The sequence below is a fragment of the Streptomyces sp. CWNU-52B genome, assembly GCF_047444975.1.
Lineage (GTDB): Bacteria > Actinomycetota > Actinomycetes > Streptomycetales > Streptomycetaceae > Streptomyces.
Map to the genome: position 1 here is coordinate 31,405 of NZ_JBLFJV010000011.1, position 25,117 is coordinate 56,521.

General features: G+C 70.0%; 16 protein-coding genes. 11 read left to right on the plus strand and 5 right to left on the minus strand.

Features of this window, described 5'->3' with window-relative positions; genetic code table 11:
* Together ACLVWQ_RS13275 and ACLVWQ_RS13280 are read right to left on the minus strand one after the other, a co-directional pair.
* Complete coding sequence (locus ACLVWQ_RS13275) at positions 1-903, minus strand: carbohydrate ABC transporter permease (RefSeq protein ID WP_414108694.1); 903 nt, start codon at positions 901-903, stop codon at positions 1-3.
* On the minus strand, positions 900-2,216 hold the full coding sequence (locus ACLVWQ_RS13280) for an extracellular solute-binding protein (protein ID WP_414108695.1): 1,317 nt from the start codon (positions 2,214-2,216) through the stop codon (positions 900-902). Before ACLVWQ_RS13280 ends, ACLVWQ_RS13275 begins: the two co-directional genes overlap by 4 nt.
* A gap of 655 nt (positions 2,217-2,871) precedes the next feature.
* Here ACLVWQ_RS13280 and ACLVWQ_RS13285 point away from each other — a divergent pair.
* The 8 genes from ACLVWQ_RS13285 (at position 2,872) to narI (ending at position 14,398) form a co-directional block, all read left to right on the plus strand.
* Positions 2,872-3,909, plus strand: coding sequence for a LacI family DNA-binding transcriptional regulator (locus ACLVWQ_RS13285; RefSeq protein ID WP_414108696.1), 1,038 nt, complete (start codon positions 2,872-2,874; stop codon positions 3,907-3,909).
* Positions 3,910-4,302: 393 nt separating this feature from the next.
* Positions 4,303-5,175, plus strand: a complete 873-nt coding sequence (locus ACLVWQ_RS13290) for a universal stress protein (RefSeq protein WP_414108697.1) — start codon at positions 4,303-4,305, stop codon at positions 5,173-5,175.
* Positions 5,176-5,512: 337 nt separating this feature from the next.
* Positions 5,513-6,724, plus strand: coding sequence for an MFS transporter (locus ACLVWQ_RS13295; RefSeq protein WP_414108699.1), 1,212 nt, complete (start codon positions 5,513-5,515; stop codon positions 6,722-6,724).
* A gap of 78 nt (positions 6,725-6,802) precedes the next feature.
* Positions 6,803-7,279 (plus strand): hemerythrin domain-containing protein, encoded by a 477-nt coding sequence (locus tag ACLVWQ_RS13300; RefSeq protein WP_414108700.1) that lies wholly within the window; start codon positions 6,803-6,805, stop codon positions 7,277-7,279.
* Positions 7,280-7,522: 243 nt separating this feature from the next.
* Positions 7,523-11,245 carry a nitrate reductase subunit alpha gene (locus ACLVWQ_RS13305; protein WP_414108702.1) on the plus strand — a complete coding sequence of 1,241 codons (3,723 nt, stop codon included), beginning with the start codon at positions 7,523-7,525 and terminating at the stop codon, positions 11,243-11,245.
* Positions 11,245-12,969 carry a nitrate reductase subunit beta gene (gene narH / locus ACLVWQ_RS13310; RefSeq protein WP_414108703.1) on the plus strand — a complete coding sequence of 575 codons (1,725 nt, stop codon included), beginning with the start codon at positions 11,245-11,247 and terminating at the stop codon, positions 12,967-12,969. Before ACLVWQ_RS13305 ends, narH begins: the two co-directional genes overlap by 1 nt.
* Entirely contained in the window at positions 12,966-13,631 is a 666-nt protein-coding gene (gene narJ / locus ACLVWQ_RS13315) for a nitrate reductase molybdenum cofactor assembly chaperone (protein WP_414108704.1), read from the plus strand. The genes narH and narJ overlap by 4 nt, the downstream gene beginning before the upstream one ends.
* Positions 13,628-14,398 carry a respiratory nitrate reductase subunit gamma gene (gene narI / locus ACLVWQ_RS13320; RefSeq protein WP_414108706.1) on the plus strand — a complete coding sequence of 257 codons (771 nt, stop codon included), beginning with the start codon at positions 13,628-13,630 and terminating at the stop codon, positions 14,396-14,398. The genes narJ and narI overlap by 4 nt, the downstream gene beginning before the upstream one ends.
* A gap of 396 nt (positions 14,399-14,794) precedes the next feature.
* Here narI and ACLVWQ_RS13325 read toward each other — a convergent pair whose 3' ends face one another.
* Complete coding sequence (locus tag ACLVWQ_RS13325; RefSeq protein WP_414108707.1) at positions 14,795-14,971, minus strand: hypothetical protein; 177 nt, start codon at positions 14,969-14,971, stop codon at positions 14,795-14,797.
* Between the two features lie 260 nt (positions 14,972-15,231).
* Here ACLVWQ_RS13325 and ACLVWQ_RS13330 point away from each other — a divergent pair, with 260 nt between their 5' ends.
* The 3 genes from ACLVWQ_RS13330 (at position 15,232) to ACLVWQ_RS13340 (ending at position 16,643) form a co-directional block, all read left to right on the plus strand.
* Positions 15,232-15,741, plus strand: coding sequence for a hypothetical protein (locus tag ACLVWQ_RS13330; RefSeq protein ID WP_414108708.1), 510 nt, complete (start codon positions 15,232-15,234; stop codon positions 15,739-15,741).
* 208 nt (positions 15,742-15,949) lie between these two features.
* A complete protein-coding gene (locus ACLVWQ_RS13335) occupies positions 15,950-16,477 on the plus strand; it encodes a DUF6924 domain-containing protein (protein ID WP_414108709.1) in 528 nt (175 codons plus the stop codon).
* Between the two features lie 28 nt (positions 16,478-16,505).
* Positions 16,506-16,643 carry a hypothetical protein gene (locus ACLVWQ_RS13340; RefSeq protein WP_414108710.1) on the plus strand — a complete coding sequence of 46 codons (138 nt, stop codon included), beginning with the start codon at positions 16,506-16,508 and terminating at the stop codon, positions 16,641-16,643.
* Positions 16,644-16,831: 188 nt separating this feature from the next.
* Here the strand turns inward: ACLVWQ_RS13340 and ACLVWQ_RS13345 are convergent, their stop codons facing one another.
* Together ACLVWQ_RS13345 and ACLVWQ_RS13350 are read right to left on the minus strand one after the other, a co-directional pair.
* The gene (locus ACLVWQ_RS13345) at positions 16,832-20,533 is read right to left on the minus strand and encodes a discoidin domain-containing protein (protein ID WP_414108711.1); all 3,702 of its coding nucleotides are present in this window, start codon (positions 20,531-20,533) and stop codon (positions 16,832-16,834) included.
* Positions 20,534-20,677: 144 nt separating this feature from the next.
* Entirely contained in the window at positions 20,678-24,640 is a 3,963-nt protein-coding gene (locus ACLVWQ_RS13350; RefSeq protein ID WP_414108712.1) for a GH92 family glycosyl hydrolase, read from the minus strand.
* Positions 24,641-25,117 lie beyond the last annotated feature (477 nt).

Consider the following 25,117-nt stretch of genomic DNA (forward strand, 5'->3'; position numbering starts at 1 on the left):
TCAGGCCCCCTCGAGTTGGCTCGCGCCGGCGTCCCGGCCGCCGAGCCGGCGCAGCAGCAGGGCGAGGGCCAGGCCCACCAGGACCAGGATGACCGCGATGGCGCTGGCCGGTCCCATCAGGCTGGCCTGGAAACCCCGCTTGTACATGTCCAGGGCGAGGACCCGGGTGGCGTCGCCGGGACCGCCCTCGGTCAATATGAAGATGAGGTCGAAGAAGGTCAGCGACCCGACCACCATCAGCGTGGACGAGGTGATGATGGTGTATTTCAGCTGGGGCAGCGTGATGCTGAAGAACTGCCGGATCCGTCCGGCGCCGTCCAACTGCGCCGCCTCGTAGAGGGACTTCGGGATCTGCTGCACACCACCTTGGTAGATCAGGGAGTGGAACGGCAGGAACTGCCAGGAGACGACGAAGATGACGACCCCGAACGCGAGCCCGGGACGCCCCAGCCAGTCCTGGCTGAGCAGCGGGATCTTCAGGCCGGCACCGAGCCCGAAGTTGGGGTCCAGCAGGGCCTTGTACGCGATCGCGATCGCCGCGGAGCTGAGCATCAGCGGGATGAAGTACACCACGCCCAGCACCGCACGGTAGCGCTGGCGGCCGGCCAGGAACGTGCCGAGCAGAATGCTCAGCGGGGTCTGGACGGCCCAGGACACGGCCATCACCAGGAACGTCACCCACAGGGCGTGCGGCAGCCCGGGATCGGTGAGCACCGCACGCCAACTGGTCAGCCCCGACACGTGGATGGCGCCGATCCCGTCCCACGTGGTGAAGCTCAGCGCGAAGACGCCGACGAGCGGAACCACGGCGAAGCCGACGAAGACCACCAGCGCCGGCGCCGCCAGCCACGGCAGGATGCTGCGGGGTGGGCGCCCGGCCGGCCGGCCGGTGAGTGAGCTCATGTGCCGATGACCGCGTTGAGGTTGCCGGCGAACTGCTTGGGTGAGACGGAGAGTTGGAACAACTTGACGATGTTGTCCAGCAGGGTCTCGGCTGCCGTGGGGCTGAGGGCCTGGTCCCAGGACTGGCCGAACACCTTGGCCTTGCTGGCGATGTCATAGGTGAACTGCAGGAAGTCGGCGTTCTTGGAGGCGGCCAGCAGCTTCTCGGTGCCCAGCAGGATCGGCACCGACCCGTTGTCGATCCACTTCTTCACCTCCTCGTCCTGGAGGACGCCGGTGGCGAGGAAGTCCTTGGCGATCTTCTTCTGATCGGCGTCGGCCTTCGAGGAGATGGACAGGTACTGGGCGGGGTTGCCGACGGTGTTGCTCGGGTCGCCCTTGCCGCCTTCGACGGGCGGGAAGGTCATGTAGCCCAGCGAGCCGCTGGAGACGAAGTCCCCGCCCCGGTCCTGCTGGATGCCGTACGACCAGGCGCCGTGCAGCATCATCGCGGCCTTGCCGGTGTACAGCAGCGCCTGGTCGGCGTTGGAGTCCGCGGTGATCGAGGAGAAGCCCCTGATGAACCCGTCGGCCTTGACCAGATCCTGCACCTTGGTCAGCGCGTCGATGGCCGGTGGGGCGGACCAGGCGTTCTTCTCGCCCGCGATGACGGCATCGAACAGCTCGGGACCGCCGATGCGGTCGAACAGGAACTCCAGCCACATCATGTTCGTCCACCGGGACTGACCACCTAGGGCGAACGGTGCGATGTTCTTCGCGTTGAACTTGGGCACCAGCGCCATGATGTCGTCCCAGGACTTCGGTGGTTCCACACCGACCTGGTCGAACACCTTCTTGTTGTAGTAGAGGATGATCGGCTGCACGACCTCGCCCGGCATCGCGTAGATCTTGCCGTCGACGGTCGCCGCGCCGAACGAGGACGGGAACAGCCGCTTCTTGACCTCGGAGTGCTCGTCGAACCACGAGGTGAGGTCCTCGACCTGGCCCGCCTCCACGTAGGTGCGCAGGGTCCCGCCGCCCCAGCCCCAGATGAGGGTGGGCGCCTGCCCGGCACCGATGGCGGTCTTGATCTTCGTCTTGTACGCGTCGTTCTGGAAGGTGGTGTCCTTGATCTGCTCCTTGGGGTGCGCCTTGTTGAACGCGTCCACCGCGCCGGCTCTGACGCCTTCCTGCGGCTGGCCGTTCAGGTACCAGTAGGTGGCTCCGTCATCACCCTTGCCGGGACCGGACGAGCCGCAGGCCGCCAGTGCCGCCGAGACCGGCACGCTGGCTGCCAGGCCCAGGAGGGTACGTCGAGAGAGGGGGTTCGCCATGTCTTTTCTCCGCACTCGAGAGCCACCGGCTTCTCGTGAGTCATGGTGAAAGGTTTTCGAAATGGCCTTCTCTGAACTCTGATTGAGAAAATTAGGTTTCGAGCTGATGCCCTGTCAAGACGTGTGCAGGCGTCTTGTCGGGTCACGGACAGCTGCGTAGTATCCGGGGGAGGGTGGCCCTTGAGAAGCTCCGGCAGAGACCGAAACTGTTTCGAAATGAGGACGGCTGGGTGCTGAGGGTGAGGCGACGGCAGTCGGCTGACGCGCTGTCGGTGCAGGTCATGCCGCGGCGGCGGGCCCCGGTGCCGCCCATCCCGGACGGCTCGGACGGCCGGCAGTCGGCCCCCGCGTCCAGGTACGACCGGAGCCGTACGCAAGCGCACGTGCACCGGTACAGGTGTCAGGGACAGGTTCAGGTACGCGGGTACGGGTACGGGCACGGGTTCAGCCGCGGGTCGGCGTGCGTCCCGATCGGACCGGGTCCACCGGCCGCGATCTCACGCGGATCGTCGAACATGCCGGAGCCGAGGGGCTCGTCGGCACCTTCCCCGGACGAGCCCGGTGCCCGGCTGCCGTACGGTTGACCGGTTCCACCCGCGTCGTCGGCCCGACCGGCGGCTCGACACATCGGTGGACGGACGGCGGAGAGGAACCGATGCGACCGAACGGCAGGCGCACCACTTTGGCGGACATCGCCCAGGCGGCCGGCGTCTCCATCGCGACCGTGTCCAAAGTGGTCAACGGTCGCGGCGACGTGGCGGCGCACACGCGCACCCGCGTGCAGGAACTGCTGCATCAACACGACTACCTCGCGCCCGTGTTCCGCCACACGGAGTCCGTCCAGAGCCCGACCATCGAGGTGCAGTTCAAGGGCGGCCTCAAGTCGTACGTGGCCGAGACCCTGGAAGGCATCATCGACTCCGCCGCCGAATCGGGGGCCGCGGTGGTGATCAGCAAGGCGTCCCGTGCCCCGCACTGGGCCCGCGACCTGGTCTCGGCCGGACGCCGCGCCGTCATCGCGATCACCAGCGTGTACACCACGGCGCACCTGAACGAACTGGCCCGGTCCGGGCTGCCGTTGGTCGTGCTGGACCCCCTGCACCTGCCGGACAGCCGGGTCAACAGCGTCGGGGCGACCAACTTCGCCGGCGGCCTGGCCGCGACCCGGCACCTGCTCTCCCTGGGCCACCGCCGCGTGGCCTATCTCGGCGGACCGGCCATGGCCGTATGCAACCAGGCACGTATGCACGGCTACCGCGCCGCCATGGAGGCGGAGGGGGCGCAGGTACCGGCCGCCTATGTCCGGCCCGGAGAGTTCACGTTCGAGACCGGGCTGCTCGGCGCCACGGCGCTGCTGGATCTGCCGGAGCCGCCGACGGCGATCTTCGCAGGCAACGACGAGATAGCCCTCGGCGTCATCGAGACCGCCCGCAGCCGCGGCCTGCGCATCCCCGAAGACCTGAGTGTCGTCGGCTTCGACGACACGAGCCTCGCGCAGATGGCCTCACCGCCCCTGACCACCGTGCGCCAGCCGCTCCGGGAGATGGGTGGCGCCGCCCTGCGCACCGCCCTGCGACTGGCCAACGGCGAGAAGGTCGAGTCCCACCACATCGAACTCGCCACCGAACTGGTGGTGCGCACCTCGACGGCGCCGCCCCGCGAAGGGAGTTGGCGCGCGGATCATCGCGGGTGAGGCGCCTTCGGGCAGGACGGGCGAGCCGCCAACAGGTTCGAGTCGCCATTGGCGGAGCCGTGGAGCCGTGGAGCCATGGGGCCGGCTGCCGAGGCCGACGAGGGCCATGTGCCTGAGAGGTACCGGTCGAGCGTCTCGCGGCGTTCGCGGCGCTGTGCGATCTGCGGCGCGTGCGGGCGAGTTCGCCGCCGACCGGTCCTGACCGCCTACCCGGCGCCGGAACGGTGCCGACCGCCGAGGAGGCCCGGGTGGGTCTTCACCGTTGGGGCCCATGCCGTCCGAGTGGGGACCATCGGCCCCTGGAACCGCGGCCGTCCTCTCATCAGGCTCAGGGGCGAGGGCCGACGTCGTCGTCCGCGGCCCGCCGGTCCCGTATCGGGAGGTCGCTTTCCCATGATTCGCCCCATCACCGTCGGCCTGGACGGCTCACCCGAAAGCCTGGCAGCCGCCGACTGGGCGGCCCGCGAGGCACAGCGCCGCGAGCTGCCGCTGCATCTGGTGCACGCCTGGAGCTGGCAGCCGCACGACGTGCCCGCCGTGCAGGATCCGGACACACAGAAGCACTGGGCTCTGCGTATTCTGCGGAAGGCCGAGGAGGAACTGCGCGGGCGGCATCCGGAGCTGACTGTCAGTACCGAGCAGTTGTCCGAGACCGCGGCCGAGGTACTGCTGAGCCAGGCGGAGAAGGCCGAGACGCTGGTGTTGGGCTCCAGCGGCCACGGCGCCATCGCAGGGTTCATGCTCGGTTCCGTGGGGCAGCAGGTGCTGGCTCGGGCCGGCAGCCCGGTGGTCATGGTGCGGGCGAACGCCCGCTCGGCCGCCAAGCATGACCGCGGGCAGGTCGTGGTCGGGCTCGACGACCTGGGCGACCCGGCGGCGTCACTGCTGGAATTCGCCTTCGGCACGGCCGCCGCTCGCAGGACGCAGCTGCGTGCGGTGCACGCGCCGAGCCTGCCGCCGCTGTACGGACATGGCCCGATCGTGGGACAGCTGGCCGGCAAGGAAGGCGGAATCACCGGCCAGGCGGAGAAGGCCCTGTCCGAGGCGCTCAAGCCATGGCGGGAGAAGTACCCGCAGCTCCCGGTCTCCCACACGGTCGATCTCGCCCGCCCGTCCACCGTCGTACTGCGGGCCGCCGCGCAGGCCGGACTCGTCGTGGTCGGCCGCAGGGTGCACCGGCCCGCTCTCGGTATGCGCATCGGGCCGGTCGCCCATGCCGTCCTGCACCACGCCGACGCCCCGGTCGCCGTCGTCCCGCACGGCTGAGGGCCCGAGCGGCCTCACGGACGACGGCCGCCAGGAGCTGCCCACCGCGTCGGGGGCCGGTCGCTTCCGGAGCCACACCCGGGACCGACGCGGGGACGTCTGTCCGCCGGTAGGGACTGTCGGCCCATGCCCCCGGTGCGTCCTGATGCGGACAGTAATGACGTGACGCCGTTCCACAGGCGAGGGGCCTGCGGCGCGCGTGTGTTGCCGGGGCGCGGTATCAACCACGCGGTATCAACCACGAAGCAGAGAGGGGACGGACGACATGGTCCAGCCGTTGGAGTCGAAGCGCGGCAGCTCACCGTCAGCCGGGTCGCCATCCGGCCGGGCGTGGCTGATGCTGGCTCTGGCCACGGTCGGGTTCGCCGTGAACTTCTGGGCGTGGGCGCTGCTCAGCCCGCTCGGCCCCCGGTTCAAGGACGGCCTCGACCTGTCGTCGTTCGAGCAGTCGCTGCTGGTGGCGGTGCCGGTCGTGGTCGGTTCGCTGGGCCGGATCCCGGTCGGCGCGCTGACCGACCGGTTCGGTGGCCGGGTCATGTTCCCGATCGTTTCGGCGGCCACCATCGTGCCGGTGCTCTACCTAGGACTGGCCGGGCACTCCTCCCTCGCCGCCCTGCTGGCCGGCGGGTTCTTCCTCGGCATCGGCGGCACCGCCTTCGCCGTCGGTGTGCCGCTCGTCAATGCCTGGTTCCCGCCCGAGCGGCGCGGCCTTGCCATCGGTGTCTTCGGCGCAGGCATGGGTGGCACCGCCGTCAGTGCCCTGACCACGGTGAAGCTGGTCGACGCGAACGGCATGGCGACACCGTTCCTGATCACCGCGGCGGTCCTGGCCGTGTACGCCGTCGCTGCCGTGCTGCTGTTGCGCGACGCCCCGGGCCGCACCGTACCGACCGAGCCGCTGGCCCGTCGCCTGGTCGCCACTCTTCGGCTGCCCGTCACCTGGCAGGCATCCGCGCTGTACGCGGTCGCGTTCGGTGGCTATGTCGCCTTCTCCGTCTACCTGCCCACCTACCTCAAGACCGGCTACGGCCTGACCCAGGCCGACGCCGCGAACCGCATGGCCGGGTTCGTCCTCCTCGCGGTGGCGATGCGCCCGATGGGCGGCTGGCTGTCCGACCGGATCGGCCCGGTCCGGGTGCTGGCCGGGTCGCTGGCCGTGGTCGTGGCCGGGGCGGTCGTGCAGTCGTTCACCCCCGCCCTGGCGCCGGTGGGCACCATCGCACTCCTGGCCATGGCCGCCGCGCTCGGTGCGGGCAGCGGAGCGACCTTCGCACTGGTGGCCCTGCGCACCCTGGCCGACCAGGTCGGCTCGGTCACCGGCGTGGTCGGTGCCGCGGGCGGTCTGGGTGGGTTCCTGCCGCCGCTGGTGATGGGCTCGCTGTACGGAGCGTACGAGTCGTACGCGATCGGTCTGATCCTGCTCGCGATCGTGGCCGCCGCGGCGCTGGCCTTCACCCTCACCGGTGTCCGCGTGGCGGCCGACGGCGGCGAGAGGAAGCCGCGCACCGGCGGTCGGCGAGGGCACCGCACCGCCGATACCACCGCGTAGGTCCGAGCGGTTCAAGAACGACCGCAACGCGGAGCGGACTAGACGACCACAACGCAGAGCAAAGCAGGGAGAAGACCGGTGTGCGAGTACTGCGGCTGCCAATCGCTGGCGTCGATCGACGAGCTGACCCGCGAGCACGACGAGGTCGTCCGTCTGATCAGCCACCTCCGCCCCGCCCGCCAGGACACAGACGTGGCCCGGATGGCCCGGATCGCCCGCGAGATCACCACCGTGCTCGACCCGCACACCCGGGTCGAGGAGCACGGGCTGTTCCCCGCGCTGGCCGGGGACTTCCCCGAGCAGATCGCCGCCCTGGAGGCCGAGCACCTCCGCATCGGGGCGGTGCTGGCCGAGGCCGCCGACGGCCTGACGCCCTCGGACCCGACGTGGCCGGACCGGTTCATCGCGACGACGGCCCTGCTGCGCGATCACATCCTCAAGGAGCAGGACGGGGTCTTCCCGGCCGCGCTCGCCAACCTGAGCACCGAGGAGTGGGAAGCGGTCGAGGCGGTGCGCGCGGAGGTGGGCGGCGCACTGTCCCGGCCCACTGCCTGACCGGGCCGTGCTCTCGCCCTGCCGGGAGCACACCGAGCGGGACCGCACCCCGCCCGGAACGAGCGGCGGCAGGGCGTTCGCAGACGGACACAGTGCCGCCACCGCGCCCAACAACCTTGGCCACACGCCGAGTTGGTCGTGGTGTGGCTGTTGACCTTTGAGGGGACGGCGGCCGTAGAGTCGTGTGCGGCTGGACCGATCACAATTCGAACGGGGCCGTGGTGCCCGGGGCGGAGTGGCACGGTGAGCACGGAGGCAAGCCCCGAGCGGGCACGGACAGGCCTGGACGGCGAGTTGGCGGAGGCGCTGGTGCGCAGCCGCCGCTTCTTCACGAAGGCGGAGGTCTCCGACGACCTGCGTACCCTGCACCGCAAGGGCGGCCGTCAGGCGGACACGTTCTACCGGGACCGCTGGTCGCATGACAAGGTGGTGCGCTCGACGCACGGGGTGAACTGCACGGGTTCGTGTTCGTGGAAGGTGTACGTCAAGGACGGCATCATCACCTGGGAGGCCCAGCAGACCGACTACCCCTCGGTCGGCCCCGACCGTCCCGAGTACGAACCACGTGGCTGCCCGCGCGGCGCCGCCTTCTCCTGGTACACCTACTCGCCCACCCGCGTGCGCTACCCGTACGTCCGCGCCGTGCTGCTCCAGATGTACCGCGAGGCCAAGGCCCGCCTCGGCGACCCGGTGGCCGCCTGGGCGGACGTCGTCTCCGACCCGGAACGTGCGCGCCGCTACAAGCGGGCACGGGGCAAGGGCGGCCTGGTGCGGGCGAGCTGGGACGAGGCGGTCGAGATGATCGCCGCCGCCCACGTGCACACGACCAAGGAGTACGGTCCGGACCGGCTGGCCGGCTTCTCGCCGATCCCGGCGATGTCGATGGTCTCGCACGCCGCCGGAGCCCGTTTCTACTCGTTGCTCGGCGGCGCGATGCTCTCGTTCTACGACTGGTACGCGGACCTGCCGGTCGCCTCTCCCCAGGTCTTCGGCGACCAGACCGACGTACCGGAGTCCGGGGACTGGTGGGACGCCGGCTACCTGATCATGTGGGGCTCCAACCTGCCGGTGACCCGCACGCCCGACGCGCACTGGATGGCGGAGGCCCGTTACCGCGGCCAGAAGGTCGTCGCCGTCTCTCCGGACTACGCGGACAACGTGAAGTTCGCCGACGAATGGCTCGCCGTCCAGCCGGGCACCGACGGGGCCCTCGCCATGGCGATGGGACACGTGATCCTCAAGGAGTTCTTCGTCGATCGGGCCGCGCCGCGCTTCACCGACTACGTCAAGAGCTACACCGACCTGCCCTTTCTGGTCGCCCTGGACGAGCGGGAGGACGAACCGGGCACCTTCACGCCGGGCAAGTTCCTCACCGCCGCGGATCTCGGTGGCGAGTACGCCCAGGCCGAGCACGCCGACTTCCGGACCGTGCTGCTGGACGCGGACACACGGCGGCCGGTGGTGCCGAACGGCACGCTCGGCGACCGCTACGGCGAGGCAGGCGCCGGGAAGTGGAACCTGGACCTCGGCGACACCCGGCCGCTGCTGTCCACCGAGGGTGGTGACGAGGCGCCGGTCGCCGTCGACCTGCCGCGCTTCGACGCCCCCGACGGCAGCGCGGCGCGACTTCGGCGCGGCGTACCGGTGCAGCGGGTCGCCGGGCGACTGGTGACCACGGTGTACGACCTCATGCTCGCCCAGTACGGGGTCGCTCGCGACGGCCTGCCCGGCCGATGGCCGTCCTCGTACGAAGACACGGAGGAGCCGTACACGCCGGGCTGGCAGGCGGCGATCACCGGAGTGGACGCGCAGAAGGCGGCGCGGATCGCGCGGGAGTTCGCCACCAACGCCGAGGAGTCCGGCGGCCGCTCGATGATCATCATGGGGGCGGGGACCAACCACTGGTTCCACTCCGACACCATCTACCGCGCGTTCCTCACGCTGACCACGCTGACCGGCTGCCAGGGCGTCAACGGTGGCGGCTGGGCCCACTACGTCGGCCAGGAGAAGGTCCGTCCGATCACCGGCTACTCGGCGATCGCGACCGCGGCCGACTGGAACCGGCCGGCCCGGCAGATGATCCAGACCGCCTACTGGTACCTGCACAGCGACCAGTTCCGCTACGACCCGTTCTCCGCCGACACCCTCGCGGCGGCGGGCGAGGGCGGCCCGTTCGCCGGGAAGACCACCGCCGACGTCATCGCCCAGTCCGCACGGATGGGCTGGATGCCGTCGTACCCGACCTTCGACCGCAACCCCCTCGACCTCGCCGACGAGGCCGCCGCAGCGGGCCGCCCGGTCGCCGAGCACATCGTGGACGAACTCAAGGCGGGACGGCTGCGGTTCGCCGGCCAGGACCCGGACGCCCCCGAGAACCACCCCCGCGTACTGACCGTATGGCGGGCCAATCTGCTGGGCTCGTCGGCGAAGGGCAACGAGTACTTCCTCAAGCACCTGCTGGGCACCGACTCCTCCGTACGTGCCACCGAGGCACCGCCGGACGCCCGCCCCAGGGAGGTGGTGTGGCGGGAGGAGGCACCCGAGGGCAAGCTCGACCTGCTGCTCACCCTGGACTTCCGCATGACCAGCACGACCGTCTTCTCCGACATCGTCCTGCCCGCCGCCACCTGGTACGAGAAGCACGACCTGTCCAGCACCGACATGCACCCCTTCGTGCACGCCTTCAACCCGGCCATCGCCCCGCCGTGGCAGACCCGCACCGACTGGGACGCCTTCCACACGATCGCCGCGGAGTTCAGCCGCCAGGCCGCCGAACACCTGGGCGTCCGCACGGACGTGGTGGCCGCCGCGCTGCAGCACGACACTCCGGACGAGCTGGCCACCCCGCACGGCCGGGTGCTCGACTGGCAGGCGGGGGAGTGCGAGCCGGTCCCCGGCCGCACGATGCCGAAACTGGTGACGGTGGAACGCGACTACGCGGCCGTCGCCGACAAGATGGCCGCTCTCGGCCCTCTGCTGGACAGCCTGGGCGCCACCACCAAGGGCGTCACCTTCACAGTGGAACGGGAGCTGGAATACCTGCGCCACAAGAACGGCACCGTGCGCGGCGGAGCGGCCGACGGACGGCCCTCCATCGCCCGGGACACGCACGCCTGCGAGGCGATCCTTGCCCTGTCCGGCACCACCAACGGCCACCTCGCCACCCAGGGCTTCCGCACTCTCGAAGCCCGCACCGGTACGCGGCTCGCGGACCTGGCCGCCGAGCACGAGGGCAAGCAGATCACCTTCGCCGACACCCAGGCCGCCCCCGTCCCGGTCATCACCTCCCCGGAGTGGTCCGGCTCGGAGACCGGCGGCCGCCGCTACTCCCCGTTCACCATCAACGTGGAGCGGCTCAAGCCCTGGCACACCCTCACCGGCCGCCAGCACTTCTACCTCGACCACGACTGGATGACGGCCCTCGGTGAGCAACTCCCCGTCTACCGACCACCGTTGGACATGACGGCCCTGTTCGACGAGCCGCGGATCGGGGACACCGGCGAACTCGGCGTCACCGTCCGCTACTTGACCCCGCACAACAAGTGGTCCATCCACTCCGAGTACCAGGACAACCTCTTCATGCTCTCGCTGTCCCGGGGCGGCCCGACGATCTGGATGAGCACGCAGGACGCGGCCAAGACAGGAGTGAAGGACAACGACTGGGTGGAGGCGGTCAACCGCAACGGCGTGGTCGCCGCCCGCGCGGTCGTCTCCCACCGCATGCCCGAGGGCACCGTCTACATGCACCACGCCCAGGACCGCCTGATCGACGTGCCCCGCACCGAGACCACGGGCCGGCGCGGCGGCATCCACAACTCCCTGACCCGCCTGCTGATCAAGCCCAGCCACCTCATCGGCGGCTACGCCCAGCTCACCTACGCCTTCAACTACCTCGGTCCCACCGGCAACCAGCGGGACGAGGTCACCGTCATCCGCCGCCGTACGAACCAGGAGGTGACGTACTGATGGCCCGTGACGAAGCACCCATCGGACGCGTGATGGCCCAGATGGCGATGGTGATGAACCTCGACAAGTGCATCGGCTGCCACACCTGCTCGGTCACCTGCAAACAGGCGTGGACCAACCGCACGGGGGTCGAGTACGTGTGGTTCAACAACGTCGAGACCCGCCCAGGCCAGGGCTACCCGCGCCGCTACGAGGACCAGGACACCTGGAAGGGCGGCTGGGAACTCAACAAGCGAGGCCGCCTGACGCTGAAGGCGGGAGGTCGGTTCACGAAGCTGATCCAGATCTTCTCCAATCCCGTGCTGCCGTCCCTCGACGACTACTACGAGCCCTGGACGTACGACTACGAGACGCTGACCAACGCCCCGCTCCAGGAGCACACCCCCGTCGCCCGCCCCAAGTCCCTGATCTCAGGCAAGGACATGAAGATCACCTGGTCGGCGAACTGGGACGACGACCTCGGCGGCTCGGCGGCGACCAGCGAGCGGGACGTCCTGCTGAACGAGGTCTCCGAGAAGATCAAGTTCGAGTTCGAGCAGACCTTCATGTTCTATCTGCCGCGGATCTGCGAGCACTGCCTCAACCCGTCCTGCGTGGCCTCCTGCCCCTCCGGCGCGATCTACAAGCGGGAGGAGGACGGCATCGTCCTGGTCGACCAGGACCGCTGCCGCGGCTGGCGGATGTGCGTCACAGGATGCCCGTACAAGAAGGTGTACTTCAACCACCGCACCGGCAAGGCCGAGAAGTGCACCTTCTGCTTCCCCCGCATCGAGGTCGGCCTGCCCACCGTCTGTTCCGAGACCTGTGTCGGCCGGCTGCGCTACATCGGCCTGGTCCTCTACGACGCCGACCGTGTCCTGGAAGCAGCTTCCACGCACGACGACACCGGCCTGTACGAGGCACAGCGGCAGGTCTTCCTCGACCCGCACGACCCTCAGGTCGTCGCCGCGGCCGAGAAGGCGGGTATCCCACGCGACTGGGTCGAGGCCGCCCAGCGCTCCCCGGTCCACTCGTTGATCAACACCTACCGGGTGGCCCTGCCTCTGCACCCGGAGTACCGGACGCTGCCCATGGTCTGGTACATCCCGCCGCTGTCGCCGGTGGTCGACGCCGTACGCGACACCGGCCGCGACGCCGAGGACCACCACAACCTGTTCGCGGCCGTCGAGTCCCTCCGGATCCCCGTCGACTACCTCGCCCAGCTGTTCACCGCGGGCGACCCGGCACCGGTCGACGCGGTCCTGCGCCGACTGGCGGCGATGCGGGCGTACATGCGCGACATCAACCTCGGCCGTGAGCCCCGTGCCGCGATCCCGAAGGCCGTGGGCATGGACGAGGAGCAGATGTACGACATGTACCGGCTGCTGGCCCTGGCCAAGTACGACGAGCGGTACGTCATCCCGCCCGCTCACGCCGAACAGGCCCACCGACTCGAAGAGTTGGCCACCGAGTGCAGCCTCGACCAGGAGGGCGGCCCCGGTATGGGTGGCTCCGGCCCCTTCGGGGAGACCTCCGGCGGCGCCGTACCCATCGCGGTGGAGAACTTCCACGCCCTGCGTGACCGGCAGACCGCCGACACCCCGGCCACGCCCGGCGACAAGTCCACCCGGGTCAACCTCCTCAACTGGGACGGCAAAGGCTCTCCGCCCGGCCTGTTCCCGGACAGACCGTCGAGCGACGGCGCCGGCACGGACAGCGGCGGGGAGGCCGAGCCGAAGTCATGAAGAGGAAAACGACACGCACGACTCGACGAGCGGAGCCCTGGCTCCCCAGCGCCTGGCAGGCACAGTCCCTGTTGCTCACCTATCCCGACGAGGAGTTCGAGCGGACCCTGGCCCTGGCCGGCCGGGTCGCCGCCACCTTGCCGGACCCGGTCGCCCGCCCCCTGCTCCGCTTCACCGCCCACGCCGGGCAGACCGCCCCCGCGGACCTGGCAGCCGCCTACGTGGCCACCTTCGACCACCGCAGACGCTGCTGCCTCTACCTGACGTACTACGCGCACGGTGACACCAGAAAGCGCGGCGTCGGTCTGCTGAGGCTGAAGCAGACCTACGCGGCGGCCGGATGGCGCCTGGGCGACGACGAACTGCCGGATCACCTGGCTGTCGTCCTCGAATTCGCCGCCGCCGACCCCGCCACCGGCGCGCGCCTGCTCACCGAACACCGGGCCGGCCTGGAACTCCTGCGCCTGGCCCTGAACGACGACGGTTCGCCCTGGGCCCACGTCCTGCACTCCGTCTCCGCGACCCTGCCCACCCTCGCCGGCGACGACCGCGAAGCCGTCCTGCGCCTGGCCGCCCAGGGCCCGCCCGAGGAACAGGTCGGTCTCGACCCGTACGCGGCCCCCGTGTTCCTGCCCGACCCCGTCGTAGGAGGCCCTCGATGAGCGCACCCGCGCCGTACGTCCCCCTGGCGGCGGAGGCGGGCACCGGCGGCCTCCTGCTGTGGGTCGTGCTGCCCTATGTCGTGCTCGCGGTGTTCGTCCTCGGTCACATCTGGCGCTACCGCTACGACAAGTTCGGCTGGACCACCCGCTCCTCCCAGCTCTACGAACGCCGCCTGCTGCGCATCGGCAGCCCGCTGTTCCACTTCGGCGTCCTCGTCGTCCTCCTCGGCCACATCGGCGGCCTGGTCGTCCCCAAGAGCTGGACCGAGGCGGTCGGGATCAGCGAGCACATCTACCACGTCGGCGCGGTCACCCTCGGCACCGTCGCGGGCGTCGCCACGCTCGGCGGACTCGCCATCCTGATCTACCGGCGCCGTACCGTCGGCTCCGTCTTCTCCGCCACCACGCGCAACGACAAGGCCATGTACGTTCTCCTGACGGTGACCATCGCGCTCGGACTGGCCGCCACCGTGGCCGCGAACATCGTCGGCGGGGGATACGACTACCGCGAGACCATCTCCCCCTGGTTCCGCTCCGTCTTCTACCTCCGACCCGACCCCGCCCTGATGACCGGAGCCCCGGTGCTCTTCCGGCTGCACGCGATCAGCGCCCTCCTGCTGTTCGCGGCCTGGCCCTTCACCCGGCTCGTGCACATGCTCACCGCACCACTCGGCTACCTGACCCGCCCCTACATCGTCTACCGCAGCCGCGACACCCAACTCGGCGCCCGCGCCCCGCGCCGCGGCTGGGACCGGGTGGGGCCATGAACTACCACCCCGACCGACACCGGACGGCGGCTCCAACACGCTCTCGGCGTGGTGAACTCGTTGGCCTCGGGGCCGAGGCCGATCTCCTGGATGACCTTCATCGTCGCGATACCGACGGGGACGCTGTCGCGTGTCGCGGTCAGCGGAAGCAGGCCGCGCCGTTGACGTTAGAGCACCATCCGACGAGGCCCGCAGCCGCCGCCGCGGCGCGCCCTTGAGCGTGTTCGACGACTTGACCTTCTGAGGGCTTCGACGGCCGCTGAGCCGGGGGAGCAGACCTGCGAGACCGGTCGCGACGGTCTACTCCTTCCACCTGACGCTCTCGTACTCCCGCGACCCGCGTGAGGCAAATCGTCACCGACATCCGGCAAGCAGCCCAACTGCTGGAATCCGGACTCACCGCCCCAGCCTGACGTTGGGCGGAACGTGCGAGGGAATGCCGCAACTTTCCGAGCCGCCCGATGGCCGGCCGGTCTTCAGGGCCGGGCGGGCGGCATCCGCATCGACGGCATCGGACTCGCCGCGCTTGCGCCGCGTGGCGCGATCGGGCTGGTTGACCTCGACGACCTGCATATTTTTCCGGCTCAGGAACCGGGCCAGGACAGCTCCGTAGGAACCGGCGCACTCCACGTTGCTGTGCGAGGCCCGGGGTTCGAAATGGCGCGAGTAGTCAGAACCGCCTCGTCGGCGTGGCGCTCCCTTCGGGGAATCGGATCGCGGTCCTGAGGAGCGACAGCCCCGGCACCGACTTGATCGTCGACGTCAAGTCCCTCTGAGCGGTCGGACAAAGGCCGCTGCCGGGCATCGACGGGCTTCCCGAGGGAAGGCGACGGATGCTTGTTCAGGGTCTTTCCTATCTGTTGGCCAGGGAGTGCTTCATGCTTGAGATCAAACGGGAACGCGCCTTCGGACGCACTTACCAGATCTTGTCGGAAGGCGTGCCGGTCGCGCGATGGTCCGCCCGTGCCTGGAAGTCGGGCGGTCACGTCGAGCTGGCGGGCGAAGTCTTCGAGCTGCGCTCTTCCAACTGGGGACGCTCCTTCCGCATGCTCGCGGGAGAAGCGGGAGGGCCGGTCCGAGCCGAGGCGCACCGTTCCGGCCGGCGGTGGTACATCACTGACGGGGAGTCCGAGTACGAGCTGACCCGCCCGTCGGCCCTGCGTGGAAAGCGGCAGCTGGTCCGGGGCAAGAGCGTCCTTGGCGAATTCCGGCGGGGCCGGTTCGGCAGCGGACTGATGGCCGACCTCACCGACGTGCCGCTCCCTCTTCAGGTCTTCGCGGGCTTGGTGGTCTTGTCACTGCAGCAGCGCCAGAACGCGGCCGCCGCGGCGGCCAGCGGCTGATCGGAGTGGGCAGGAAGCCTTCTGCCGCAGGTCGGGGAGGTCGCAGGCAAACAGGAACCCGCACCTCCAGGCGGGGCTGACATATGGAGCGGCAGCCGCGCCGTCTTCTTCGATCTGGCGAACCTCGAACACGGCGACAGCATCTGCATCGCCCGACAGGACGGCACCACCGCGCACTCGTAGGCGGCTGCAACTGACCTGTGGGGGCGTGCAGTTGCAGATGGCGTTCGCCACGGGAGAAGGTGCCACGATGAGGACACTCCCGGTCATCGGCGGTCGTGACGCGAACGCCGCACTTGTCGTACGAACCGACTACGGTGACGAGGGCACGTGGCGGGCCATAGCCGTCGAGCTGACGCAGCCGTGGGGCGTGGACGAGGAGTACCAGGCCTACGTGCACTTCGTGGACGATCCGGCGTGGACCGGCGCGACGCCGGATGAAGTACAAGCCGCCGTACGTGCCGCTGACAGGTTGATCAGTGTCGTCTTCCTCGCGGACTCCACTGCGATGCAGCATTCTCACTACGCCCTGCTCGCCGTCAAGGTGGCCGACGGGGAGCAGGGGAACTCGTCGACCCACTCGGAGGAGGGGGTCCCACTCAGCCCGTCGTTTCGTCTGGAACCGGGTGCGGTGCAAGACGTCCATGGGCAATTGTTCATCGACAACCTGAGCTTCGAGGACTTCGCCGAGGCGGCTCGGAGAGACGCTGACGACGTGCTCAGGTCGCCGTACTGACTGATCTTTCAGAAGGAGGTTCTGAAAGATGACTTCTCTTTCGACCGGCACCATCGCGCCGGTCACCATCGAGGCACGGTCGCTGAGCAGCCAGGCGGCCACCTCGGCGACCTCGGCGACCTCGGTCACTTCGCGGCGAGCATCCTCCCATGAGCGGCATGGCTGAGTCCGTCCGCTGCCCGGACGAACTGGCGGCTCACCGCTGCGCCGGCCGCTCTGCGAGACCCGTGCGCGCCGCGGACCCGTACGGAACGTGGCCTGCGACGCGCCCTCACTGTGCAGATGGGGACAGGGGAACCACAGAGACGGGAACCGCAGAGACGGAACCACGGTGTGCCGAATGACGGCAGCGACTCAGCGCCGGTCGCGCGTGGAGACCCTGGACGTGCGGTAGCCCTGCGCGGTCACCTCCAGATCGCCGTGGTCGTGGCTGCCGAGGGGGCAGGACACCGTGATGTCGCGCTCCTCACCGGGCAGCAGCCACAGGTAGTTGTCGGAGTAGCGTGCGGGCAGGACCCGGTTCCCCGAGCGGTGGTCGCGCAGCGCGAGGCGCACCATGGGCGCGACGACACGGCCCCTGTTGCGTACGGTGACGGAGAGGCTGAGCCGGCCGTCGCGCCGGACCGTTCGGGTTCCGGAGATCTGCAGCCGGGCGCCGGTGAGGTCGTTGAGAGTCCGCAGGTCCTCGGGCCGCTCGTAACGCCAGTACGTGTTCCGGGACAGCGTCCGTCCGTCGGCGTGTGTCAGACGCAGCCGCACCAGATGCACGGGGTGGTCGCCGGCGGGCCGGGGCACCGCGAACGCCCGCGTCGTCGCGGAGGCGGCGACGTCGACCGTCCGCCGCTGCGGATCGGCCAGGCGGCGTCCGGACAGGTCCAGTACCTCGGCGCGGACCTCCGCGCCGCGCAGCCTCTCCCCGGTGTGGTTGACCGCGAGGACCTTCCAGTCGACCGGGTCGGCCTGCACATGATGGGCCTCACAACCGGAACGGGCTCCGTAGTAGGTGCCGTTCACGTCCAGGTCGTAGTCGTACGTCTGCCACACGGTGCTGTGCCACGCGGGGTTGGACATCCACAGCAGCAGCCCGCCGGCGTCGTTCCACAGATTGGCGTTCCACGCCTCGAAGATGGCCCGCATCGACTCGAAGTTGACGAACTGCGCCTTCGCGCTGAACTCCTGCAACGAAGAGGACGCGCCCAGCCGTTCGTCGATGGCGGCCCGGTAGCTCTGCGGGTTCTGTCCGCCGCGTTCCAGCCAGTCGTGGTGGTTCCACACCAGGCCGATGGGCCACTCCTTCTCGTCCCCCACGAGATTGCGCATGCTCTCCGCCACCGACACCGTCGGGATGCCGATCTCCGTGTGGAAGCCGAAGGTGCCGTGCGCGTACAGGTCGGGGGAGTAGTACCGCTTCGGGTCGACCCAGGCGTACGGTCCGCTGCCGCTGACCACACCCGCCGCCGAGTTGCTGATGTACTCGACGCCGGGGTGCTCCTGGGCGACGGCCTTACGGGCGCCCTCGTCGATCTCCCCGGACGGGGTGCCCTCGTTGGCGCCGCACCACACGACGATGCAGGGGTGCGAGCGGTAGCGGCGGATCGTGTCCCGCACGTGGTCGAGGTAGAGGGAGTGGTTCGGCGGGTCGAGGAACCAGGCGTTCCAGAAGTCGTTCCACACCAGCAGCCCGTTCTCGTCGCAACGGGCGTAGAACTCCTCGCGGTTGCTGCTGCCGAGCCAGTTGCGGATCATCGTGAAGTTCATGTCGCGGTGCATCTCGACGGCGGCCTCCATACGGCCGTCGCCCATGCGGCGCAGCAGCTCGTCCCAGCCCCAGTTGCCGCCGCGGCACAGCACCCTCACGCCGTTGACGCTGATCTGGAGCTGGTGCGGCCGGTTGTCGACGGACGTCACGTCCGCCCACTCCTCACCGTCGTCGGAGACCTGCACGGTGAAGGTGAGGGCGTACGCCGACTCCCACAGGAGGGTGATCCGGTCGAAGTCCCTCGCCGCGCCGAGGTCGACGCGGATCCACTGGTCGTCGGAGTAGGCGGACGACCAGCGCGTGTCGTCGTCGCCGTCGACCGCCGCCGCCGCGGTGTTGGCCGCGTTGTCGGTGGACGAGGCGGAGGCGGTGGCGCGCAGCGCGAGGTCGGTGTCCGGCGTACCGCTGTCGGTCACCGACAGACGCCACAGTGAGGCGCCGTAACCGGTGGCGCGGCGCCCGGTGAGGATACGGACCCAGCGAGCGTGCTGCCGCTCGGTGTCGACGGTCTGCTCGTAGCGGTTGGCGCCGGGCGGGAAGACGACCGGGTTCTCGGAGGCGTAGTCGAACTGGCGAAGCCCCACACGGATCGTCCGCTCGTCGCTCTCCTGCCTCCCGACGGACGCGGTGAGACGCAGGTCGTGCAGGGCGGGCTCGCCGTAGCCGTTCGGCCACCACAGCTCCGGCTCTCTCAGACGTAGGGCGGAGTGGTCCTCGGGCGTGAACACCACGTCCGTGCTCGCGCCGCCGTCGATCCGTACGTCCTTGGTGACCCGTACGCCGCCCAGCCGGGCCTGGACCGTCACGTCTCGGGCGTCCGCCGCCGCGTTGCGGACCGGGACGGTGACGGTGACCTCGGCGCGCGAGAGGTCCGGCAGGTCAGGCAGCACGGTGTCGACGCGCGCGTCCCCGAGGACGGCGTCACCGGTGGCACGCAGCCGGACGTGGTTCCAGATGCCCATCACCCGGTCGCGTACGGCGGGCATCCAGTCCCAGCCGGACACCGCGAGGTAGGAGGGGCCGTTGCGCATCATCATGTCCGAGCCCGCGTCGGCGTAGGACACGCCGTCCGAGCCGCGGTCACCCGGACTGCCGGGGTAGGGCATGTGATCGATCCGGACTGCCAGCACATGCTCGCCGCCCTCGCCGAGCTGTTCGGACACGTCCAGGGCGGCGCGGGCGGTGGGGTGGGACATCTCGCCCACCTTCGTGCCGTCGAGCCAGATCTCGGCCGCGTGGTTGATGCCGTCCAGCTCCAACCAGAGGCGCTCCCGTCCGCGGGAGACCAGCCCGCGCGGTACGGAGAACGTACGCCGGTACCACCAGGCGGACTTGCCGAGCGCCTCGGGCACCTGGAGGTTGTCCATGCCCTTCACCGGGTCCGGCAGGTGTCCCTCGGCGACCAGCGAGGCGAGGATCGTCCCCGGTACCCGGGCGCGCAGCCAGCGATCGGTGTCGACCCCGGGCGAGGACAGCCGCGCCCCGCCGCCGGTGCCGGCGAACTCGTCGAGCGTCACGTTCCAGCCCGACTCGATCGGTACGGTTCCGTCGTCGGCGAGCTTCAGCGTGGGTACGGGGCGAGCGCCGCTGGTCCACTGAGTCCACCCTGTCGCCTCGGGGCGGCGGGACGGCGCGGTGCCGTGCACCTGGAGGGAGTTCAGGCCGAGCGGGTTGTCGTTGGACAGACCGGTGCCGACCATGCGGACCCAGCGGGTGTCCACCGGCTCGGCCAAGGTCACGGTGACGGTGCCGCCCTTGTCCGTGGAGCTCTCGTGCACCTTCTTCCAGGTCTTCCCGTCCGGTGACACCTCGATCCGGAAGGTCGTGGCATAGCTGGACAGGACCTCCCAACCGGTGGTGTTGGTACGGGGGTTGACGCCGTCCGAGGGCTTGTAGACGGTGTCGCCCTCGGTTGCCTCGAAGACGAGCACGACGGCGGTGACCCGGCAGGTGGCCTCCAGATCGACCGCCACCCACTGAGGGCCGTCGGTGTCGGCCGCCCGCCAGCCGCTGCCCGTGACGCCCGCGCGTCCCATGCGGTCCGTGACGAAGTGGGCAGGGGTGGGTGCGTACGCGGTCGAGGACGCCTGTACGGGCCGGTAGAGCGCGAGGTCGGTACCGGTCGCCGCCGCGTCAGCCACCGGGGCGGTCGTGGCGGCGACGGCGCGGTCCGGCAGCGCCGCCGTCAGGCTCACACTGGCGAGCACGGTGGCGGATGCGGTGAGGAACGTGCGGCGCGAGTGCTCCGACAGCGGTTCCGACTGTGGTACGGCGGCGCCTGCTTGGTCGTCGCGCATGTGTACTCCCTGAGAGATGGTTCAGTTTCGGGTGAGGAGTGGGGGAAACGGACGTGGGGAGAGGACGACCGGGATGCGGGAGCCGAGAGTGAAGGCGACCAGGGCGGTGGCCGGCCCTCGGGGAGGAGCCGGCCACCGCGCCGGTCAGCCGGAGGTCTCCACGCGGAGGCCGGCCAGCCAGCTGCCCCAGCCGTCCTCGGGACGGCTGTCGGAGAAGCGCAGGTAGAGGCCGTCGCCACCCGCCCGGCTGCGCAGATCGGCCAGATCCAGGGTGCGCTGCTCGCGATTGGACTGGAAGATCACCGCGTTCGGCTCGCGCAGCACGGTCTTCCAGTCGGTGCCGTCGGCGGACACCTCGACGAGGAACTGGTTGGCGAGGTCGAGCGTCACGGTGCCACGGCTGTCCTCGGGCACGGGCAGACGGTACGTGAAGGACCGGTCCCCGTCGGCGTAGCGGGCCTGCCCGTCGGAGCCGTCCCCGGTGGTCTGGGAACGGTCGTCCGCGACCAGGACGTCGTGCTCGGACTCCGTACCCGGTTCGATCTCCGTGACGTCGCCGACCACCCGTGCGGTGCCCTGCCCGGTCACGGACCAGTCGTCCCAGCCGGCCGTGGCCCGGATCCGCTGTGTGCCCGGGGCAGCGCCCTCCGAGGCGGTGACGCGGACGGCGACCGTGGCCGAACCGCCGGCGCCCAGCTCGCCGACCTGAGCGCGCTCGGGGTCGACGGTCCAGCCGGTCGGCGCGGTGACGGTGACCTCGGGGGTCACCGCGGTGTCCCCGCTGTTGGTCAGCCTCACGTCGAGGGACGCCGTCGCTCCGGCCCGCAGCGCGACATCACCGACGCTCACCTTGACCGGCGCCTTCGGAACGGTGTCCAGCGTCAGCAGTTCCAGCTCGGCGAGCGACACCTTCTGCTGTCCCTCGGCCGTCACGATCCGCAGCCGGTACTCCCGCATGCTCGCCGGGTGCGCGGCGCGGAACGGCCGGGTCTGGTTGCGCCACCGGAACTCCTCCCCACTGCGGCGGTCCAGTTCCGTCCAGCGCTTCCCGTCGTCGGAGCCCTCCAGTACCCATTGACGCGGATCCTGGTCGGCGGTGTCCGCCGAGGAGGTGAGCGTGTAGGAGGTGACCTCGGTGTCCTTGCCCGCGCTGACGCGGTAACCGACCTCGGGATCGTCACCGGTGAGGACGGCGGCCGTCCGGGAGGTGTCGTCGAACAGCGCGGCGACGTCACCGCCCCCCGAGGCCGACGCCGTGCCACGGTCCGCCCCTGTGACGTCGTGCAGCGGGCGCGGCCGCTCGCCGGCCGGGGTCGGCGAGTCGGGGACCTCGTTCCTGCCGGTACCCCAGGAGGACGGCTCGGACGCCATGCTGAAGCGCAGGCGGCCGCCGTCGGCGATCTCGCGGTGCGAGACCGTCGTGGAACCGTGGCGCTTGCCGTCGACACTCAGGTCCCGCACATAGATGTCGCCCTCGCTGGTACCGGGGGCGTCGATCACGAGCTTGCCGGCGGGGAGGTGGAGGGTCGCCTTCTCGAACAGCGGGGAGCCGAGGGCGTACTCACCGCTCGACGTCTGCAGGGGATAGAGGCCCAGGGCACTGAGCACCCACCAGGCCGAGGTGGCGCCGTTGTCCTCGTCGCCGGGGTAGCCCTGCCCGATGTCGGAGCCGAGCCAGCCCCGGTCCAACGCCTGCCGGACGAGCCGCTGCCCCTTCCAGGGCTGTTGCGTGTAGGAGTACATCCACGGAATGTGGTGGGAGACCTGGTTGGGAATGCTCCACTGCCCCAGTCTCAGGTCCCTCGTCTCGCGCATCTCGTGAATGACGGAACCGTAGGAACCGGGACGGTCGGCCTTCTCCGGCGTGGCGAAGAACGCGTCGAGCTTGTCCGCCAGCCCCTTCCTGCCGCCGTACAACTCGGCCAGGCCCTGACCGTCGTGCGGCGCGGGGAACGCCTCGTTCCAGCCGTCGGCCTCGGTGTAGTCGTGGTTGTTGCCCCAGGTGAGCGGGTCGTACGCGTCCTCGGCCGTGGTCCACGCGCCGTCGGTCGACTTGCCCTGGAAGAAGTCGATCGACGGGTCGTACAGGTCGGCGTACCCGGCCGAGCGGCCGCGGAAGTACTCCGCCTCCTCGCGCAGACGCCTCCGTTCCTTCGCCGAGGTGCCGGACCTCTTCGCCATCTTCTCGGCCATCTCGGCGATCGCGTCGTCGTTGACGTAGCCGTCCAGGGACCAGGAGAAGCCGGCACCGACGTCGTTGGGGACGTGTCCGAGGAAGGTCGAGCGGTCCAGGCTGTCGCGTCCGACACTGCTGTCGGGTGGCCGGACCGTGGCGTTCTTGAGCGCGGCGGCGTACGTGTCCTCGGCGTCGATCCCCGGTACGCCCTTGGTGTAGGCGTCCGCGAAGGCCGCGTCGGAGTTGGTCCCGGTCATCACGCGGGCGTAGCCGGGGGAGGACCAGGGCGAGATCCAGCCGCCGTCCCGGTACTGCTGGACGAAGCCGTCCACCAACTCGCCCGCGACCTTCGGCCACAGCAGGGAGTACGCGGGCCAGGCGGCTCGGAAGGTGTCCCAGAAACCGGTGTTGATGTACACCTTGCCGTCGGCGATCCTCGCACCGGTCTGCGTAGGGCTGCTGGCCGGGGGCGTCCATGAGCCGGAGGACTGAACGGCGTGCCGGTAGCGGGGCCTGGACTTCGAGCCCGTGTTCTCGTGACCCGAGTTGGGATACAGACTCATCCGGTAGAGGTTCGAGTAGAGGGTCGTCAGTTGGTCCTGGCTCGCACCCTCGACGCTCACCACACCGAGCCGCTCGTTCCAGGCCGCTTCGGCCCGTGCGGCGACCTTCTCCAGGGAGTCCCTGGCCCCGATCTCCAACCCCAGGTTCCGCTTGGCCTGGTCCACGCCGATGAGGGAGGTGGCGATGCGCAGGGTGACGGTGTCGCCGCGCTTCTTGCCGCTGCCGTCGAAGGCGACGTAGCCGGTCGAGGGACGGTTTCCCGCCGTCAGCATGCCGCTGCCGGTCACCGGGCGATCGAACGTACCGTACATGTACATACGGCTCATGCCCGCCGAGATCGTACGCGTCTCCGACCAGCCGGAGACCGTACCCGCCTTCTGGTCGATCGTCAGGCCCGCCCGGTCGTCGACGTTGTCGAAGACCAGCTTCCGCCCGCCCTTCCCGGGAAACGTGAAACGCAGGATCGCCGCGTGGTCGGCGGGTGCCATGTCGGCGCGCAGTCCGTTGGTGAACGTGACGCCGTAGTGGTGGGGCAGGGCGGTCTCGTCCTCGTGCCGAAATGCCAGGGCCCGTGCCGCGCGCCCGGCGTCCGGTGTGCCCTCGGCGGTCGACGGCATCACCTGGAAGGTCTGCCGGTCGCCCATCCAGATGCTGGTCTCGTGGCTGGCGGCGAAGGCCTGGATCTCGGGAAGGTTCTGCGCGTTGTTCTGCTGGTGATAGCTGTACAGCGTGCCCAGGGACCCCGCATCGGTCATCGGGGTCCAGAAGTTGAAGCCGTTGGGGACGGCGGTCGCGGGGAAGTTGTTGCCGCGCGAGTAGTCGCCACTGGACTGGGTTCCGCGCGTGGTGAGGACCTGGTCCGCGGGGGAGGTGTGCCGGGGCTTCGGCGGGCTGTCGTCGAGGGAGATGTCGTCGATCCAGCCCCCGACGTCGACCGTCCCGTCCGGACCGTCGTACGTGATCAGGATGCGGTCCACGGTCCGGCCCGCCGCCACGTCGCCGACGTCCGCCGCACGGCGGTTCCACTGCAGGGGTGACACGGTCTTGGCGTCGCCCTGGGCGCGGGCGGTCAGCCGGTCGCCGTTCTGGTCGCGGGTGTCGAGCGCGCTGAGCCGCGAGCCGTCGGTGAACTCCAGGTCGACGGCCACGTAGGTGCCGGCGTAGTCGGCCTTCTTCTCGTCGAAGTCGGGGAACAGCAGGTACGACAACTGGCTGTGCGCACCGAGGAGTACGTTCACATCGGCCACCACGGCGCTCGCGCGGGCGGCGGCGTCGGCCGTGTGCCGGGCGGAGTAGTGCAGCGCGTTCCGGCCGGTGAATCCGACATCGGTCCTGGCCGCATAGGCCCGGTCCGGTCCGTCGTCCACGACGGCGCTCAGCCCTGGCTCGTCGGATCCGGGGTGCGCGACCCCGGAGATGTCGGGTTCACCGTCGGGGCCGGTGGCGGGACTTCCGTCCGAAGGAGCGTCGCCCGGCTCGAACGACGTCTGCCAGGTGCCGGTCTGCTTCGCCGATGCCCCCGATGCCCCCGATGCCCCCGATGCCCCCGATGCCCCCGATGCCCCCGATGCCCCCGATGCCCCCGATGCCGCGGGGGCCGCGGAGGCCGACGAGTCGGCGTTCGCACTGCCGGCAGCCGGGCCGGCGACGAGGACCAGCCCGAGGAGACCGACCGTGAATCTGGAATGCGGGCGGTAGTGATTTCTCCGCACGGACTGCGATCGCATGATGCCCCCACCGGTGTGGCGTACACCGCGGGTACGCCTGACAACGTTGTCAAGTCTTTGACGCATCAGTCTTGACGGGCTCTCTGACGGGAGTCAAGAGGCGCGCAACGCCTTATG